This window comes from Streptosporangium sp. DT93, assembly GCF_049844535.1.
Classification (GTDB): domain Bacteria; phylum Actinomycetota; class Actinomycetes; order Streptosporangiales; family Streptosporangiaceae; genus Streptosporangium.
In genome coordinates, this window is the sequence record NZ_JBNCLF010000002.1 from 37,530 (window position 1) to 54,639 (window position 17,110).

At 72.7% G+C, this 17,110-nt stretch carries 15 protein-coding genes and 1 riboswitch; of the genes, 8 read left to right on the forward strand and 7 right to left on the reverse strand.

What is annotated here, in order from left to right; genetic code table 11:
- Positions 1 to 6: 6 nt before the first annotated feature.
- On the forward strand, positions 7 to 1,401 hold the full coding sequence (locus ACLQ2R_RS05535) for a GH1 family beta-glucosidase (RefSeq protein WP_425958213.1): 1,395 nt from the start codon (positions 7 to 9) through the stop codon (positions 1,399 to 1,401).
- Here the strand turns inward: ACLQ2R_RS05535 and ACLQ2R_RS05540 are convergent.
- Positions 1,367 to 2,131, reverse strand: a complete 765-nt coding sequence (locus ACLQ2R_RS05540; protein WP_425958214.1) for a MerR family transcriptional regulator — start codon at positions 2,129 to 2,131, stop codon at positions 1,367 to 1,369. The two genes, ACLQ2R_RS05535 and ACLQ2R_RS05540, sit on opposite strands and share 35 nt — an antisense overlap.
- The gene (locus ACLQ2R_RS05545) at positions 2,121 to 3,383 is read right to left on the reverse strand and encodes an MFS transporter (RefSeq protein ID WP_425958215.1); all 1,263 of its coding nucleotides are present in this window, start codon (positions 3,381 to 3,383) and stop codon (positions 2,121 to 2,123) included. The genes ACLQ2R_RS05540 and ACLQ2R_RS05545 overlap by 11 nt, the downstream gene beginning before the upstream one ends.
- 197 nt (positions 3,384 to 3,580) lie before the next feature.
- Between ACLQ2R_RS05545 and ACLQ2R_RS05550 the strand changes: the two genes are divergently transcribed.
- Both ACLQ2R_RS05550 and ACLQ2R_RS05555 read left to right on the forward strand, forming a co-directional pair.
- Positions 3,581 to 3,784 carry a FitA-like ribbon-helix-helix domain-containing protein gene (locus ACLQ2R_RS05550; RefSeq protein WP_425958216.1) on the forward strand — a complete coding sequence of 68 codons (204 nt, stop codon included), beginning with the start codon at positions 3,581 to 3,583 and terminating at the stop codon, positions 3,782 to 3,784.
- Positions 3,781 to 4,161, forward strand: coding sequence for a type II toxin-antitoxin system death-on-curing family toxin (locus ACLQ2R_RS05555; RefSeq protein WP_425958217.1), 381 nt, complete (start codon positions 3,781 to 3,783; stop codon positions 4,159 to 4,161). The genes ACLQ2R_RS05550 and ACLQ2R_RS05555 overlap by 4 nt, the downstream gene beginning before the upstream one ends.
- 12 nt (positions 4,162 to 4,173) lie before the next feature.
- On the opposite strand, the gene ACLQ2R_RS05560 is transcribed toward ACLQ2R_RS05555, so the two are convergent.
- The 3 genes from ACLQ2R_RS05560 to ACLQ2R_RS05570 form a co-directional block, all read right to left on the reverse strand.
- Positions 4,174 to 5,529, reverse strand: a complete 1,356-nt coding sequence (locus tag ACLQ2R_RS05560; RefSeq protein WP_425958218.1) for an extracellular solute-binding protein — start codon at positions 5,527 to 5,529, stop codon at positions 4,174 to 4,176.
- Entirely contained in the window at positions 5,526 to 7,514 is a 1,989-nt protein-coding gene (locus tag ACLQ2R_RS05565; RefSeq protein WP_425958219.1) for a VWA domain-containing protein, read from the reverse strand. Before ACLQ2R_RS05565 ends, ACLQ2R_RS05560 begins: the two co-directional genes overlap by 4 nt.
- A 251-nt stretch (positions 7,515 to 7,765) precedes the next feature.
- Positions 7,766 to 8,005: a hypothetical protein gene (locus ACLQ2R_RS05570; protein ID WP_425958220.1), complete on the reverse strand. Its 240-nt coding sequence runs from the start codon at positions 8,003 to 8,005 to the stop codon at positions 7,766 to 7,768.
- Positions 8,006 to 8,301: 296 nt separating this feature from the next.
- Between ACLQ2R_RS05570 and ACLQ2R_RS05575 the strand changes: the two genes are divergently transcribed.
- The 3 genes from ACLQ2R_RS05575 (at position 8,302) to ACLQ2R_RS05585 (ending at position 11,524) form a co-directional block, all read left to right on the forward strand.
- Entirely contained in the window at positions 8,302 to 9,465 is a 1,164-nt protein-coding gene (locus tag ACLQ2R_RS05575) for a pyridoxal phosphate-dependent aminotransferase (protein WP_425958221.1), read from the forward strand.
- 85 nt (positions 9,466 to 9,550) lie between these two features.
- A riboswitch (ZMP/ZTP riboswitch) is annotated at positions 9,551 to 9,633 on the forward strand.
- Positions 9,606 to 10,613 (forward strand): bifunctional 5,10-methylenetetrahydrofolate dehydrogenase/5,10-methenyltetrahydrofolate cyclohydrolase, encoded by a 1,008-nt coding sequence (locus ACLQ2R_RS05580; RefSeq protein WP_425958222.1) that lies wholly within the window; start codon positions 9,606 to 9,608, stop codon positions 10,611 to 10,613. (Overlaps the previous riboswitch by 28 nt.)
- A gap of 410 nt (positions 10,614 to 11,023) precedes the next feature.
- Positions 11,024 to 11,524, forward strand: a complete 501-nt coding sequence (locus ACLQ2R_RS05585) for an RICIN domain-containing protein (protein WP_425958223.1) — start codon at positions 11,024 to 11,026, stop codon at positions 11,522 to 11,524.
- A gap of 99 nt (positions 11,525 to 11,623) precedes the next feature.
- Here ACLQ2R_RS05585 and ACLQ2R_RS05590 read toward each other — a convergent pair whose 3' ends face one another.
- On the reverse strand, positions 11,624 to 13,210 hold the full coding sequence (locus tag ACLQ2R_RS05590; protein WP_425958224.1) for an MDR family MFS transporter: 1,587 nt from the start codon (positions 13,208 to 13,210) through the stop codon (positions 11,624 to 11,626).
- An 81-nt stretch (positions 13,211 to 13,291) separates the two neighbouring features.
- On the opposite strand from ACLQ2R_RS05590, the gene ACLQ2R_RS05595 reads away from it, so the two are divergent.
- On the forward strand, positions 13,292 to 13,867 hold the full coding sequence (locus ACLQ2R_RS05595; RefSeq protein ID WP_425958225.1) for a TetR family transcriptional regulator: 576 nt from the start codon (positions 13,292 to 13,294) through the stop codon (positions 13,865 to 13,867).
- A 24-nt stretch (positions 13,868 to 13,891) separates the two neighbouring features.
- Here the strand turns inward: ACLQ2R_RS05595 and ACLQ2R_RS05600 are convergent, their stop codons facing one another.
- Positions 13,892 to 14,800 carry a cation diffusion facilitator family transporter gene (locus ACLQ2R_RS05600; protein ID WP_425958226.1) on the reverse strand — a complete coding sequence of 303 codons (909 nt, stop codon included), beginning with the start codon at positions 14,798 to 14,800 and terminating at the stop codon, positions 13,892 to 13,894.
- A 353-nt stretch (positions 14,801 to 15,153) separates the two neighbouring features.
- Between ACLQ2R_RS05600 and ACLQ2R_RS05605 the strand changes: the two genes are divergently transcribed.
- Entirely contained in the window at positions 15,154 to 17,109 is a 1,956-nt protein-coding gene (locus ACLQ2R_RS05605; RefSeq protein WP_425958227.1) for a fatty acyl-AMP ligase, read from the forward strand.
- Position 17,110 lies beyond the last annotated feature (1 nt).

Sequence of the window (17,110 nt, forward strand, 5' to 3'; positions counted from 1 at the left end):
CAAGGTATGACCGCGTCCGAGGTCCGTGTCCCGGCGGCCGGCTCCTTCCCGCCCGGTTTCCTGTGGGGGGTGGCCACCTCCGCCTACCAGATCGAGGGGGCCGTCGACGCCGACGGCCGGGGCCCGTCGATCTGGGACACCTTCGCCCGCGTCCCCGGCGCGGTCGTGGCGGGGGAGTCGGGCGAGGAGGCCTGCGACCACCACCGCCGCTGGCCCGAGGACGTGGCGCTGCTGGCCGATCTCGGCGTGGGCGCCTACCGCTTCTCGGTGGCCTGGCCGCGGATCTTCCCCGAGGGCGGCGGCCGGGCCGAGCGCCGCGGGCTGGACTTCTACCGCCGCCTGGTGGACGCGCTGCTCGAGCGCGACATCGTGCCGTTCGTCACCCTCTACCACTGGGACCTGCCCCAGGCGCTGGAGGACCGCGGCGGCTGGCGGGTCCGTGACACCGCGGAGCGTTTCGCCGACTACGCCGCGACCGTGCACGAGGCCCTCGACGGCGTGCCGTACTGGACCACGCTGAACGAGCCGTACTGCTCCTCGATCACCGGGTACGCCGAGGGCCGCCACGCGCCCGGCGCGCGCGAGGGGCACGGCGCCCTGGCCGCGGCGCACCACCTGCTCGTCGGGCACGGCCTGGCCGTCGCGCGCCTGCGCGGGAACGCCCGGCCGGGCGAGCGGGTCGGCGTCACCCTCAACATGTCGCCGGGCGTGCCCGCGAGCCCGTCGCCCGAGGACGCCGCCGCGGCCCGCCGGATGGACCTGATGGTCAACCGGCAGTTCACCGAGCCGCTGCTCGGCGGCGCCTACCCCGCCGACATGGCCGAGGTCTACGGGGAGATCACCGACTTCTCGTTCCGCCGCGACGGCGACCTGGAGCTCGTCTCGGCGCCGCTGGACTTCCTCGGGGTGAACTACTACTACCCGATCCACGCCGCCGCCGCCCCGTACGCCCAGCCCGACCCGGCGCTGCGCTCGGCCTACGACATCGGCGTGCGCACGGTCATGCCCGACGGGCCGCGCACCAGCGGGCTCGGCTGGCGGATCGAGCCGCGCGGCCTGCGCGACACCCTGACCGGGCTCGCCGCGCGCTTCCCCGGGCTGCCGCCGATCCTGGTCACCGAGAACGGCTACGGCGACGCCGGCGACCTGGAGGACACCGGCCGCATCGCCTACCTGGCCGAGCACCTGTCCGCCGTCGCCGAGGCCGTCGCCGAGGGAGTGGACGTGCGCGGCTACTTCTGCTGGTCGCTGCTGGACAACTACGAGTGGGCCCGGGGGTACGCAGCCCGCTTCGGCCTGGTGCACGTCGACTACGCCACCCAGGTGCGCACCCTGAAGGCGAGCTACGGCTGGTACCGGGACGTCGTCACCGGGCGGGAGGCGCCTCCAGCCGCTCCGTGACGCGGGCGATCACGATCTTCTGCGCGGGGTTCAGGGCATCGCGCATGTACTGGTCGAAGAGTTCGTGCACCTTCCTGTCCAGGAGGTCGGCGCTTCCCTCCGGCCAGGTGAGCCCGGCGACGAGCGCTCCCATCCGCTCGGCGAAGTCGTCGGCGAGACGGCCGACGACGGCCGGGTCCGCGTCCGCCTCCAGCCGGTCGAAGCGCCGGGCGAGTTCCGTCACCACCTCGACGGTCCCGGGCGCGGCGACGCGCTCGTAGAACACGGTCAGGTACGAGACGCCCTCCTCGCCGAGGAGGTGCGCGAGCAGGACGGACTGGTCCCGGTCGATCCTGTTCATGGCCGGTGAGGTGCCCGCGAGGGCGAAGGCCGCGAAGAACCGCGCGAGTTCCGGGGGCACGTCGGGGGCGGTGCGGTGCTCGCGGATCACCCTCAGGAGGGTCCTCTGCCGGGTGAGCCGGGCGATCCGGTCGTCGAGCTCGCGCTCCAGGCCGCCCAGCAGGTCGTCGTGGTCGCCCTCCTCCGCGTCCAGGACGCCCGCCACCCGGTCGAGGGGGAGCCCGAGCGCGGCCAGCCGCTTGATGCGCAGCAACCGGATCAGGTCGTGGATCGTGTACCGCCGGTATCCGCTCGGGTCGCGTTCGGGCTCGGGCAGGATGCCGATCCGGTGGTAGTGGCGCAGGGTGCGGACCGTCACGTCCGCGAGCGACGCCAGGTCGCTACTGCGCATGCCCGGCCACCTCCCGCGTGGTCCCCGTGTCCCGTGTGTCCCGTGTGTCCCGCGTGTCAAGGTTACGCAGCGCGGGCGCGCGCAGCGCCACCAGCACGGCGACGGCCCAGACGACGCCCATGGTCGCCCCCGCCGCGGCCAGGCCGCCGAACTGGCCGATGAGCGCGGCGGCGAGGATCCCCGCCGGACCCGTGATCATCATCAGGGAGTTCTGCGTCCCCATGACGCGGCCGAGCACCCCCTCGGGGATTCTCTCGATCATGAGGACCCCGAGCAGGCTGCCGAACAGTCCCGAGGAGAGCCCCAGCGTGAACGCCCCGGCGAAGACGACCCCCATCGGGGGAAGGGCCGCGATCACGCCGACGCCCGCGGCGGTGCCCAGCATCCCGGTCGTGAACCAGGTCCGGCGCGACCCCCGCGTCCCCAGGCCGGCGTAGAGGCCGCCGCCCACCAGGGTCCCCGCGGCCAGCGCGGTGAGCACGAAACCGAGCATCTCCGGCCGGTCGATCAGCGTGAAGTGCGCCGGCAGGACGATCCCCTGAAGGGCGACGATCACGGTGACCAGCACGAGGTTGAGCATCGTGACCGCGAGCAGGAACCGGTCGCCCCGGAACAGCACCCGCCAGCCCTCCCGCAGCTGCTCCCGGCCCGAGGAGGACGCCGAGCCGGTCCCCGCGGGGATCGCGCCCACGTCCCGGGGGATCAGCAGGGTGAGCATCGCCGCGGCGGACGAGGTGCCGGCCGTGATCCACAGCACCATGGACCCGTCGAACAGGACCAGCAGGCTCCCGGCCGCGGCCGGGCCGATCACCATGACCAGCGCGCCCAGGCTCTCCCTGATCCCGAGGAGCCGTTCCGCGGAGAGGCCGCCGCCGCGCACGATCGCGGGCAGGATCGCCTCGCGGGCCGTCATCCCCGGCACGTCGCCGAGTGCGCCGATCACCCCGAAGAGGATGAACCAGCCCAGGTTCAGCCCGGTCACGAGATCGACGACGGGCAGGGCGGCGAGCGACGCGGCGGAGACCAGGTCGGTGATCACCGACGACGTGCGCCGGTTGATCCGGTCGATCACCACCCCCATGACCAGGCCCGCGACGAACGCCGGCAGCGCGGTGGCGGCCGAGAGGACCCCGGCGGACAGGACGCTTCCCGTCGTCTGCAGCACGATCAGGGGCAGCGCCACCGCGGCGACCGAGTTCCCCAGCAACGACAGGACGTACGAGGCCAGGTAGATCAGGGGGACGCGTCTCATGCGCCCAGTGAAAACCATGACCTTACGTCCGGGGCAAACCCCGTGACCGGGACGACCGGCACCCACGCGGATCGTCGGCGCGGCCCCTTCTTCTCCTTGTGGGGCAGACGGCAAGAAAAAGGCAACTCTGAGTGATGGTACGTGTACTCTTGGCTGTGGTATCGCGGTGATACCAGCTTCGGCATACGATCGGAGGTATGGCTATGACGTTGCGGCTTTCCGACGAGCAGACCGATGCCCTCAGGCGACGCGCGGAGAGAGAAGGGCGAAGCATGCAGCAGGTGGTGCTGTCCGCCGTGGACGAGTACCTGACACGTCATTCCGATGATGAGGAGGTCCACCGACTCGGGCTGGAAGCCGTGCGCCGGTGGAAGCCCGTTCTCGATCGGCTCGCCGAATGATCCGCCATCTCACGCTGGAGCAGGTTCTCGATCTCGCGGAACTCGCCGTCGGGGCCACACCGGAACTACGTGACCTGGGGTTACTCGACTCCGCTGTGCACAGGCCTCGGGCCTCGATGTTCGGGCAGGAGGCGTATCCGGACCTGTTCACCAAGGCCGCGGCCCTGCTTCATTCGATGGCCACCAATCACCCGTTCGTGGACGGGAACAAGCGTGTGGCGTGGGTGGTGACGATCGTCTTCCTGTCATGGAACGGGACGACGATCGACACCGGCGACGACAGGGCGTACGACTTCGTCATCGCCGTCGCGTCGGGCAAACTCACCGAGATCGACGAGATCGCCGACGTGCTCCGGAGTTTCGCCCTGCTCACCTGAGGCGGGGGCGGGTCAGCCTCCGGCGAGTGCCTTTCTCAGTTTGGGGGCGAGGGCGGCCGTGAACGTCCTCGCGTCCTGGCATCCCTTGCGGCCCAGTGCCCAGCAGCTCAGCAGTTCGTGGACCTCGGTGCGGAAGACCCGGCTGAACTGGCTGTAGTACGGGGAGGGCGGCCGGGGCCTGGCCCGTGTCAGGGCGCGCAGCAGCGTGTCGGGCGGCACGCCCTCGGCCTCGGGCTCGGGGGTGGCCTCGGGTCCGGTCCCGGGCGGAGACGGGGACGGGGACGGGGACCGGGAGACGGACGCGGTCGTGGGTGTCCGGCCGTCGCAGCCGGCCTTCGTCTCCTCGTACAGCGCCGACACCCTGGCCGGGGCGAACCCGCCGCACTGGTAGAGCAGCACGGCCGCCTCGCGGCCGGTGAGCGCCGCCACCAGGTGCTGGGCGAGCGCGCGCCGGGGGGAGTGCCGGGAGACGGCGAGGTACTGCCCGCCCAGCACGCTCTGCCAGGGCAGCGGGCTCGCCTCGAAGCCGATCCCGCCGGAGCCCCGCTCCCCGGACAGCACCTCGTGGGCCGACGGCCAGTGCCGCAGGAACAGCGCGCGCCCCTCGCGGAAGGTGTTCAGCGTCTCCGCCTCCTTGCCGTCCAGGGCCGCGCCGGAGATCACGCCGGTGGTGACCGCCTTGATGAGCCCGTCGACGGCCGCCACCCCCGCCCTGTCGGCGATCACGACCCGCCCGGCGGCGTCGACCACCTCCCCGCCGCCCGCCCAGATCGCCTCCAGCGCGTTGACCGTCAGGCCCTCGTAGGAGGCGAACTGCCCGGCCAGGCCGAGACCGGCACCGGAGGAGCCGAACTGCCGGGCCCTGACGAGGATGGTCATGTCCTGCCAGCTCGTCGGCCTGCGCACGTCGGAGCGGCGGTAGAGCAGGCCGGCGTCGGTGTTGAACGGCACCGCGTACCGGACGCCGTCCCAGGTGCCCGCGGACCAGACCTGGGACAGGAAGTCGTTGGTCTCGCCGTGCGCGCCGGTGTCGATCGGGCGCAGGTACCCGGCGTCGGCGAACTCCGGGATCCACTGGATGTCGAGGTTGAACACGTCGTAGTGACCCGCCCTGGCCTGGGCGGCCGAGATCATCGCGCTGCGCTGCTCGTCGGCGACCGAGGAGATCGCCACGAAACACGCGAGGGGCCTGCCGGGGACGCCGTTCCACACGGCGTTCAGGGCCCGTTCGCGGACGCCGCCCGAGACGTCGGCGCCGGTGGCGATGCGCAGCACGCAGCCGCCCGCCGAGGGGCCGGGAGGCGGCACGGGCGCGCCGCTCGCCACCAGGCAGAGCAGGCACGCGACCAGGACCAGCAGGCGGCTCATCCGGTGGCCGCCCGGAGCTCGTTGAAGGCGTCGTCCAGCGTCTGCTCGGGATCGGTGCTCACGTCGTGGCAGGACATCAGCTCCCTGTCGCGCAGTCGCGGCAGCGGGGGCGTGTCGCAGCCGTGCAGGTCGAAGGAGAGCATCACCAGCCGGACGCCGTCGTTCCCCTTGAGGTCGTCCGCGGTCAGCCCGCCGGGGTTGCCGCCGTCGGTGAGCACGAGGACGATCCGCCGCTCCTGCGGGTCGCCGGTCCTCTTCATCCGGGTGAGGGCCTGCCTGAGGACGGGACGCATCGCGGGGTCGGGACGCGAACCGGAGCGGTAGTCCTCCAGGATCGCGCCGAGCTTGCCGGCGAGGGCCTTCCCGCCGTCGCGGACCGGGGCGAGACCGACGTCGTGGCCGTCGCCGGGGAAGAACGTCGCGATCCCGGTGGTCCGGTCGCCGCCCCGGGACGTGACGACGAGCTGGGCCAGCTGGATCGCGGCCTCCAGCCGCGAGCGGCCGTCGTTCACCTTGGTGCGCGCCATCGAGCCCGAGACGTCGACCACGACGAGCACGCGCTCGCCGAGCGGGGCCCCCAGCCCGTGCAGCAGCGCCAGCACGTCCGGCCTCCAGTCCGCCACCGGCGCCTCGGGCCTCAGCCATGACGTCCGCTTGGGCAACCTGTCGAGGGCCAGGCGGCCACGCTCGTCCCGGAAGCCGTAGCGGGGCAGGATCTCCCGCAGCGCGTCGCAGAACTCCTCGACGGTCCGCTTGATCACGGCGGGCCGTCTCAGGTCGAGCCACCTCTTGGAGACGCAGGCGTACCGCATGGCGTGGCCGCCCGCGGGGTAGACGGCCGTCAGCGGGGGTTCGTCCGGCACGGACGCCCGCCAGGTGACCGGCGACGGCGGCCCGCCGGGCACGGCGGGGGCCGCGCAGCCTCCCGGCGCCGGTCCCGCGCCCGACAGGCCGAGGTTGAGCTCGTGGAGCTGCTGCTCGGTCAGCAGCATCGGGGACGCCTCGCGGGACCCGGCGTACCGGCACATCACGTCGCGGGCGTCGTCGCTCAGCCGCACCTTCGCGGACAGGTCCTCCTCGGGGAGGGGCGCGGCGGCGGCGGCCATCAGGCCCACGTTGGAGGCGCGGGGGTGGGTGCGCAGCACCTGCAGGCGGCTGCCGCTCTTCCCGCGCAGCAGCGAGGCCCACGCGCGCACGCCCGGACGCCAGTCGCCCTGGGTGAGGTCGTCGGCGAGGGAGGGGGAGGCGGCGACGACCAGCGGGGAGGTCGCCACGACCGTCCGCTCGCCGAACGTCCGCCCCTGGGCGGGGCTCTCGCCCCTGCGCACGTAGTCGATCTCCTCGACGAAGTCGGAGATCCACCCGTCGGGCCGGGCGCCCGGAGCCTCACCCGAGGTCCGTCCCGCCGACGGCTGGACGGGGAAGGTCCAGTCCCTGAGCCGTTCCCGTGCGTCACCGGCCCGCAGGCCGCTGACGGTGAGGTTCACCTGGCGGCACCCCCACCAGTCGACCTTCCTCGCCATGAACTCCCCGGCCGCCCGCCGGATGACCGGGGCGGTCTCGCCGGAGGCCAGCAGGGTGATCTCGTCGGGGATCTGGCAGGTCCGCCACGGCTCGTCCTTGGGGACCACGGCCAGCACGACGAGGACGGTGACCAGGACACCGGTGGCGAGAAGCCGCCAGACGTTCCTCTGCGCGCCGCGGAAGAGGGACTCCAGCAGACCGCCGATCCATCCGGGAAAGGCGCGCCGCAACCAGACGGCGTTCCTCAGCAGCAGGCCGGGGAAAATGGTCAGTGCCGTCAATCCGAGGATCGCGCCGACGAGAGCCAGCTTCGAGGAGGTGGAGACGGAAAGGGCGAGAAGCACGAGAAGCGTCTGGACGAGGGCGTTGGAGAAGGCCGTCACCAATTGCCAGGCGCGCTCCGTCGGCCCGGTGCCGTCCGCCGGAGGGCGGGACTCCGTCGTCCTCTCGCTCTGCGCCATCTCTGTGTCGTCTCCGCAGGTGGTCTCCCCGTTCCTTCGCGTTCACCCTATGTCGCTTCATCACCGCGACGACCGAATTCCTGTGATCTACGAAAAGAGACGGCTCTCGCCGGTAATTTCCGGCCGGCCGTATTCGCGGACGCGGAAACGCGGGCGTATCGGACCGGATATTCGGCGGATACTCGGAGGCCGTCCGAAGAATCGGCTATTCACCGGACGGCCCTCCGTCTCCGGCGGCAGGACGGCGTACGTCAGGGCCGTGGGGAGTCCCGATGCCAGCCCTTGCTCCAGCCGCGCTCGGAACGGCCTCCGGCCGCCGCCCGGCACTTCGGGCAGACTCGCCGTATCTCCTCGGCGGCGCCTCCCGACTCCGGGAACACGTCCGGCCACGGGACGTGGTGGAAGCGCAGCAGCCGGGACCGGCTCAGTGCCAGGCCGCACAGTGTCTGGTTCGTTCCCGGCCGCCAGGCGTGGGCATCGCCCGCCGGCATCCGCGTACCCTCCTCGTCCCTCCACTCGCCCGAAGCCGCGACCGAAGGCTCACCACGTGTTCGCATGGCCTTTCTCCTCTCCGTGTCCACCGGTGCCTGCCCGCGGGAGACGCCGTGTCCCGCGGACGCCGGGGAATCTCGTCCCGAGATTCCCGCCCCCGGGGAGGGGTGGTCTCGGCCGCCTCGATGCGACCTTCTCGTGACCCCCGCCGGGTCGTGAGCCCTTCCCGCCCGGGTGGGAATCCTCCCCGCCCGAGACTCGAGGGCGGGCCGGGGCGGGGGCTACGCTGGAGCGCGTGAATGACCCTCTGGTGACGCGGATGCGCGGGTTCGGCACGACCATCTTCGCCGAGATGTCGGCACTGGCCGCGCGGACGGGATCGATCAACCTGGGACAGGGGTTCCCCGACACCGACGGACCGGCCTCCATGCTGGAGCGCGCGGTGTCGGCGATCCGCGAGGGCGCCAACCAGTACCCTCCGGGGCCGGGCGTCCCCGAGCTGCGCCAGGCCGTCTCCGAGCACCGCAAGGACCACTACGGCCTCGGCTACGACCCCGACGGGGAGATCCTCGTCACGGTCGGCGCCACCGAGGCCGTCGCCGCGACGATCCTGGCGCTCTGCGAGCCCGGCGACGAGGTGATCGCCTTCGAGCCGTACTACGACTCCTACGCCGCCTCCGTCGCCCTCGCCGGGGCGGTGCTCCGGCCGGTCACCCTGCGCCCGGTGCGGGGCCGCTTCACCTTCGACCCGGCCGAGCTGCGGGCCGCCGTGGGGCCGCGTACCCGGCTCGTCCTGATCAACTCCCCGCACAACCCCACCGGGACGGTCTTCACCCGCGCCGAGCTGGAGGAGATCGCGGCGCTGTGCCGCGAGCACGACCTGACGGCCGTCACCGACGAGGTCTACGAGCACCTCACCTTCGACGGCGTCGAGCACATCCCGCCGGCCACCCTGCCGGGCATGCGCGAGCGCACCGTGATGATCTCCTCCGCGGGCAAGACGTTCTCGGTCACCGGCTGGAAGACCGGCTGGATCTGCGGCCCGGCCGAGCTCGTCCGGGCCGTGCAGACGGTCAAGCAGTTCCTCACCTTCACCGCCGCCGCGCCCTGGCAGCTCGCCGCGGCCCACGCCCTGCGCCACGAGCTCGGGTGGGTCGCCTCGCTCCGGGCCGACCTGGAGTCCAAGCGCGACCGGCTGACCGCCGGGCTGTCGGCCGCGGGCTTCGAGGTGTACCGCCCGGCGGGGACCTACTTCGTGCAGACCGACATCCGCCCCCTCGGCTTCACCGACGGTCTCGCCCTGACCAGGGAGCTGCCGTCCCTGGCCGGGGTGGTCGCCATCCCGACCCAGGTCTTCTACGCCCGCCCCGAGCGCGGCAGCCACTTCGTGCGGTTCGCCTTCTGCAAGAAGGACGAGGTCATCGACGAGGCGGTGAGCCGCCTGGCCAGGCTCGGCTGACCAGGCTCGGCAGGCTCGGCTCGGCAGGCTCGGCGCCGCCGGTGCCGGGGGAGGGTTCGACCCGGGGAACGCCGATCGGGCATCCTGGGAGGGACGCGACTGGCGGCAAGAGGATGGCATCAACCATCGGGGAGCTCGTCGTGGGAGTCGACCGCCTGGGCGCCCACGCCGAGAGGACACGCATGTCCCAGTCCGCATCGAACGTTCCCACGCCCAGCCGCGAGCCCGCCGAGCACCCCGAGCAGGGCGGGCAGGGCGGGCACCAGGCCCGGCTGCTTCCCGGCGGCCCGGTCGCGGAGCGGATCCTCGCCGACGTGGCCGCGCGGGTGGCCGCCCTGACCGGCGCGGGCGTCGTCCCGAGCCTGGCCACGGTCCTGGTCGGCGACGACGACGCCAGCGCCGGGTACATCCGGATCAAGCAGCGGCAGGCCGCCGAACTCGGCTTCGCCTCGCCGCACGAGCACCTGCCCGCCGACGCCACGCAGGCCGACCTGCACGCGGTCATCGCCGCCTTCAACGACGATCCCGCGGTGCACGGCCTGCTCGTGCAGCACCCCGTCCCCCGCCACCTCGACTACGACCGGGCACTGCAGGTGATGGACCCGGACAAGGACGTCGACGGCATGCACCCGCTCAACATCGGGCGCCTGGCGCTGGAACTGCCGGGTCCGCTGCCGTGCACCCCCGCCGGGATCGAGGCGCTGCTGGACTTCCACTGCGTGCCGGTCGCCGGGAGGGAGGTGGTCGTCCTCGGGCGCGGTGCCACGCTCGGCCGTCCGCTCTCGATCCTCCTGGCGCAGAAGCGCCCGACGGCGAACGCGGCCGTCACCGTCGTGCACACCGGGGTGAGCGACTGGCCCCGCTACACGCTCCGGGCCGACGTCCTGGTGGCCGCCGCCGGGGTTCCCGGCATCGTCCGGCCCGAGCACGTCAAGCCCGGAGCCGTGGTCGTCGGCGGCGGTGTGCGCTACGAGGGCAGGCGGCTGCTGCCGGACGTCGACGAGTCCTGCGCCCGGGTCGCCGGGGCCATCACCCCCAGGGTCGGCGGGGTCGGTCCCACCACGGTCGCGATGCTGTTCCGCAACGCGATCACGGCGGCCGAGCGGGCCGCGGGCCTGTCCGGGGGTTCTCCGGGCGGCGTCCGCTAGACGTCCGCCGGCCGTCCGCCGTCCGTTCGACGGCTGTGGCGGGCCGCACCGGCCCACCGTCCGCAGGTCCGCCGAGACCGGGCGGGGGTCTTCGGCGGACCGGTCGCCGGGCGTCCCGAGGACGCCTCAGGGCTGCTTCGGGGATGCTTCGGGGATGCTCGGGGACCGCTCCGGGGTCACCCGCGTGTCACGGCCCCGTGTCGTCGCCCCGGAACCGATGCCGGTGCGTGTACCTTCTGCTCCGGAGAGTGACGGACGCGCGTGCCCGCGTGAGCGGGACGCGCGGTGCCGGGCGTGGGGGGGGGGGGGGGGGGGGCCCCCCCCCCCCCCCGCCGCTCTCCGCCTCGTACCGCGAAGGAGTTCGCGGGAGCCCGCGGGGATCCGTACTCGAAGAAGGGGGAGCAGCGGCGATGCGACGGAGAGTGAAGGTGGCGGGGGTGGTGGCGGCGATCGTGCTGGGGTGCGCGGCGTTCGTCTCCGGCTCGGCGCCCGCCGTGGACTCCGGTGCGCCCTGGGGGCCGATTCGCAGTCACCAGAACTGGCGCTGCCTGGACGCCGACCTGGGGACCATCGGGCCGAACGGCACCAAGGTGCAGCTGTGGGGCTGCAACGGCTGGGACAACCAGTCCTGGAGCTACGACGTCTCCAGCCACACGATCCACAGCCGGGAGAACGGCCGGTGCCTGGACGCGGATCTCGGGACGGTCAACGCCAACGGCACCAAGGTGCAGCTGTGGGACTGCAACGGCTGGACCAACCAGAAGTGGATCTACGACGCGGTCAGTCACACGATCTACAGCATGCACAACGGCAAGTGCCTGGACGCGGATCTCACGACGGTCAACGCCAACGGCACCAAGGTGCAGCTGTGGAACTGCAACGGCTGGGCCAACCAGAAATGGACGCTCTGACGGCCGTGCCGCCGCGCCCGGCGGGGGGCGAGCGCGTGAGAAGGCCCGGGGCCGGCCGGAGAGCGGCCGGCCCCGGGCGGACGGTGGGCCGCCCGGTGGTCAGACGCCGGAGGGGACCGCCGGGGCGGACGGGTCGGTGCCCGGCGCCGGCGCGGCGGTCCTGGCCGAGCGCAGCGGGATCTCCTTGACCATCAGGGCGGCCACCGCGGCGAGCAGGGCGATCGGCACGCCGACCAGGAAGACCGCGCTCATGGCCCGGGTGAAGGCCTCCAGGATGATCTCCAGGACCGGGGCAGGGAGGGCGTGGATGGCGTCGGGGGAACCGAGGCTGGGAACGGCCCCGCCGGCCAGCGGCAGCTTCGCCTCCCTGGCGAGGGAGATCAGCTCGGCGGTGAGCCGGTTGGACAGGATCGCGCCGAACGCCGCGACGCCCACCGCGCCGCCCAGGGAGCGGAAGAACGACACGCCGGAGGTGGTCGAGGCCAGGTCGCCCCGGCTCGCGGCGTTCTGCGCGGCCAGGATCAGGATCTGCATGGAGGCGCCGAGCCCGACGCCCAGCACCACGTTGTCGACGCCGACCATCACCAGCGAGCTGTCGACGTGCAGCCGGGAGAGCAGGAACAGGCCGAGCGCGACCAGCACCATGCCGACGACGGGGAAGATCTTCCACCGGCCGGTCCTGGTGACGAACCGTCCGACCATGATCGAGGAGACGAGCAGGCCGAGCACCAGGGGCAGGGTCATCAGGCCCGAGCCGGTGGGGCTCATGCCCTTGACGATCTGCAGGTACTGCGGCAGGAACATCAGCGCGCCGAACATCGACGCGCCGACCAGCAGGGACGCGGCGGAGGTGAGCACGAACGTGCGGTCGCGGAACATGTGCGGCGGCAGGATCGGGTCGGCGGCCCTGCGCTCGGCGGCGACCGCGAGACCGAACATCGCCACGCTGAGCGCGCCCAGGGCGTAGGTCCAGGGGGAGTTCCAGCCGAACTCCTTGCCGCCCAGGGAGAGCAGGAGCATCAGCGCGGTGGTGCCGCCGGTGATGAAGGTCGCGCCCCACCAGTCGACCTTCGTGTCGGTACGGGTGAACGGCAGCTTCAGCACCTTCTGGATGACGACGAACGCCACCACGGCCAGCGGCACGCAGATCCAGAACGTCCAGCGCCAGGACATGTTGTCCACGATGAAGCCGCCGAGCAGCGGCCCGGCCACGGTCGAGACGCCGAAGACCGCGCCGATGTAGCCGGAGTAGCGGCCCCGCTCGCGGGGTTCCACCACGTCGCCGAGGATGATCTGCGGCAGCGCGGCCAGGCCGCCGGCGCCGATGCCCTGCACCGCGCGGGCCGCGATGAGCTGGGCCATGTCCTGGGAGAAGCCCGCCGCGATGGAGGAGAGCACGAAGACGACCAGGGAGACCTGGAACATGAGCTTGCGGCCGTAGAGGTCGGAGAGCTTGCCCCAGATCGGCGTGGAGGCCGTCATGGTCAGCAGGGTCGCGCTGGCCACCCAGGCCAGCTGCTCCTGACCGCCGAGCGTGCCGACGATGGTCGGCAGCGCGGTTCCCACCACGGACGTCGAGATCATCGACGTCAGCATGGCGAGCATCAGTCCGGCCAGGATCTCCAGCACCTGCCTGTGCGTGAAGCGTGGTGCCGCCTCGGCCTGGATCTGTTGTTCGGTCAGCATGAACCTTCCCCCAATGCATGTACAGTACACATGAAGTTAGTAGACGCTTGTTTACTCGTCAAATCTGGAAGGATCGGTCAGGTGGACGAGACACGGCAACGCGACAGGGAGGGCACCAGGCGCCGCATCCTGGAGGCCGCCCGCCGCCTCTTCGCCGACCTGGGCTACGACCAGGTGACGATGCGGCTGATCTCCGCCGAGGCGGGCGCCAACATCGCCCTGATCAACCGCTACTTCGGGAGCAAGCGGGAGCTCTTCGCCGAGGTGCTCGCGATGCAGGGGCGCTTCCCCGGCATCCTGGACGGCCCGCAGGAGGAGCTTCCCCGACGCCTGGCCGAGTACGTGGCCGAGCGGCTCTTCTCCGACCAGGGGAGCCCGGTGGTGGCCGCGCTCATCCGGTCGTCCGGCTGCCCGGAGATCCACGAGATCATCCGCGACCGGGTCGGCTCGGCGATCCTCCAGCCCCTGGCCGCGCTGCTCCCCGGGCCGGACGCGGTGTTCCGGGCGACGATCGCCACCGCCCTGATCACCGGGACCGGCACGATGCGCCAGCTCTACGGCCCCGACGTCGTGGGAACCCCCGACCGGCAGGCCGTGATCGCCCGGCTCGCCGTCGTCTTCGAGGCCTGCCTGGCGGTCCCGGCGCCGGTGACCTGAGGGTTCGCGGCGGTGGCCTGGGGGTCAGCCGGTGGTGAGCCGGCAGGTGGTGCCGGGGACGTGGTCGACCTGCAAGGTGGTGTGGTCGATGTTGAAGCGTTCGTGCAGCAGCGCGGCCAGCTCGCGGCGGACCAGGTGGCAGTGGCCGCCCGCGACGACGGTCACGTGCGCCGACAGCGCGGGGAATCCACTGGTCACCGTCCAGACGTGCAGGTCCTCCACGCCCGTCACGGCCGGGTGGGCGCTGAGCGCGGCGCTCACCTCGGCCGGGTTGACCCCCTCGGGCGCGGCCTCGAACAGGATGCGCCCGGAGTCGCGCAGCAGGCTGTAGGCGGCCTTGGCCATCAGGGCGGCGACGACCAGGGCGGCGATCGCGTCGGCCCGTCCCCAGCCGGTCAGCCAGACGACCGCGCCCGAGATCGCGGTGGCCACGAAGGCGTACATGTCGTTGAGGATGTGCTGGAACGCGCCCTCCACGTTGAGGCTGCTCCGGTCGGCCCTGGCGATGAGCCAGGCGGCGGCGGCGTTGACCGCGATCCCGGCCAGCGCGGTGAAGAGGACCAGCGCCCCCTGGACCTCGGGGGGCTCGACGAGGCGCCGTACGCCCTCGTAGACGAAGTAGACGACGAGCGCCACGAAGGTCAGCCCGTTGACCGCCGCGGAGATGATCTCGGCGCGCTTCCAGCCGAAGGTGTAGGCGCCGCGGGCCGGGCGGGCGGCCATCCGCATCGCGACCAGCGCGAGCGCGATCGCCGCGGCGTCGGTGAGCATGTGCCCGGCGTCGGAGATCAGCGCGATGGAGTTGGCGGCGATGCCGATGACCACCTCGGCCGCCATGAAGGCGAGCAGCAGCACGAGCGCCGCCGCGAGATGGCGGCGGTCGGTGTTCGCGCCGTGCCCGTGCCCGTGCCCGTGACCCATCGCAAGATCCATTTCGCCAATACCTGAACAGATGCTCATATGTTAAGCAAGGTCAGCCTAACACGACAAGATCCGGCCTTCCGGACGTGCCCGCCCGGAGGCCGGGCATCGGCCGGACGGGGGCGGGGTGGCGGTCGCGCCTCGGCCGGGTGGTGGCTGGGTGGTGGTCGGGCGTCGGCCGGGTGGTGGCGAGGTGGTGGCGGGCACGGGCCGGGTGATGGCCGGGCGTGGGGTGGGCGGCGGGAAGATACTAACTTTCGGCGTAAAAGCGCGGGGGAGCTTGTGCGGCCCGGACCTGTGCCTGCCTGGTCTTTCCTCCTATCTTGGGGTCTCTCGCCGTCCCGGGAGATGATCCGATGTCCTTCGTGCAGAGGGTTCGTGCGCAGGTGGACCGGCACGGGCACGGGCGGTCGTACACGTTCGTCACGGACCGCAGGGGCGAGCTCGTCGAGTCCGGGCGCCTGACCTTCGCCGAGCTGGACGCGCGGGCCAGGTCGATCGGCGCGTGGCTGGCGGACCGGGGGATGGCGGACCGGACGGCGCTGCTGCTCCACCCGGCCGGGCTGGAGTTCCTGGGCGCCTTCCTCGGCTGCCTGTACGCGCGGGTGGTCGCGGTGCCCTCGCCGCTGCCGCGGACCGACCCCCGCGCGCTGGAACGCGCCGAGAAGATCATCAGGGACGCCGGGGTACGGCTGGTGCTCACCGGCTCGGCCGACCTGGCCATGCTCGGCGCGTGGCTGCGCGAGGCCGGCCTGGACGGCACGGTCGAGTGCGTGGCCACCGACGCCCTCGACCTGCCCGACCCGGGCGACTGGAGGCAGCCGGAGATCGGGCCGGGCACCCTCGCCTACCTGCAGTACACCTCCGGCTCCACCAGCGAGCCCCGGGGTGTCATGATCACGCACGCCAACCTGCTGCACAACGAACGGGAGATCTGGCGGGCGATCGGCTCCCCCCGGGAGGGCGTCGGGGCGGGCTGGCTGCCGCACTACCACGACATGGGCCTGGTCGGCATGCTGCTCCAGCCCGTCTACGCCGGGGGCGACCTCTACTTCGCCTCGCCGATCGCCTTCGTGATGCGCCCCGCGCTCTGGCTGGAGATGATCGACCGCTACCGGGCCGAGTACACCGTCGCGCCCGATTTCGCCTACGACTGGTGCGCGACCCGCGTCACCGACGCCCAGGTGGCCGGGCTCGACCTGTCCGGCCTGCGCTTCGCGCTCAACGGGGCCGAACCGGTGCGTACCGGCACGCTGCGGGCGATGGTGCGTCGTTTCGGGGCGGCAGGATTCAGCGAGAAGGCGTGGGCCCCGGCCTACGGCATGGCCGAGGCGACCCTGGTGATCACCGCCACCCCGCTGGGACACGGGCCGCTGGTGCGCCGCTTCGACGCCGCCGCCCTGGAACGGCACGAGGCGGTCCCCGTCACGGGTCCCGAACCGGGTGCTGAACCAGGTGCTGAACCAGGTCCGGAACCGGGTCCCGGACCGGGTCCCGAGCCGGTCTCCGTGACGGATCCGGGGCCGGTCCCCAGCGGGGACTCCGTGCCGGATCCCCGGCTCGGCTCCGGGGTGGCTTCCCCGCAGGCCCCCGGGATCGATCCGGAGCCGCACGGAGGCCGGGGGGTGGAGCTGGTCGGCTGCGGGCGGCCGATCAGCATGTCGGTCCGCGTCGTCGATCCCGGCAGCGGCGCCGAACTGCCGGACGGCCGGGTCGGCGAGCTCTGGGTGCGCGGCGAGAGCGTCGCCCAGGGGTACTGGCGGTGCGAGGAGGCCACCCGCGACGCCTTCGGCGGGCACACCGCCTCCGGCGACGGGCCGTTCCTGCGGACCGGGGACCTGGGCTTCCTGCTGGACGGCGAGCTGTACGTCACCGGCCGCATCAAGGACGTGGTCATCGTCAACGGCCGCAACCTCTACCCCCAGGACCTGGAGGAGGCCGCCCGGCGGGTGCACCCCTCGCTGGGCGCCGCGGCGGCCTTCGGGGTGCGGGCCGGGGACGAGCACGTGGTGCTCGTCCAGGAGGTCCGCGGGCGGGGGCTCGACGTCCCGGCCGGGGAGCTCGCCCGTGGCGTGCAGGGCACGCTCGCCGGTGCCTTCGGGCTGCCGTCGATGAGCGTGGCGCTGGTCGAGCGCGGCGGGGTCGGCAAGACCACCAGCGGCAAGATCCAGCGTTCCCGTACCCGGGACCTGCTGCTGGGCGGGGCGCTGCCCGTCGTGCACGCCGAGTTCACCGCGGCCGTCGCCGCGCGCGTGCGGCTGGGAACGGCCGCGCGCGTGCCCTCCTGGGCCGACGCCCGCGTCTCGTCCGAAGGAGCCTGAC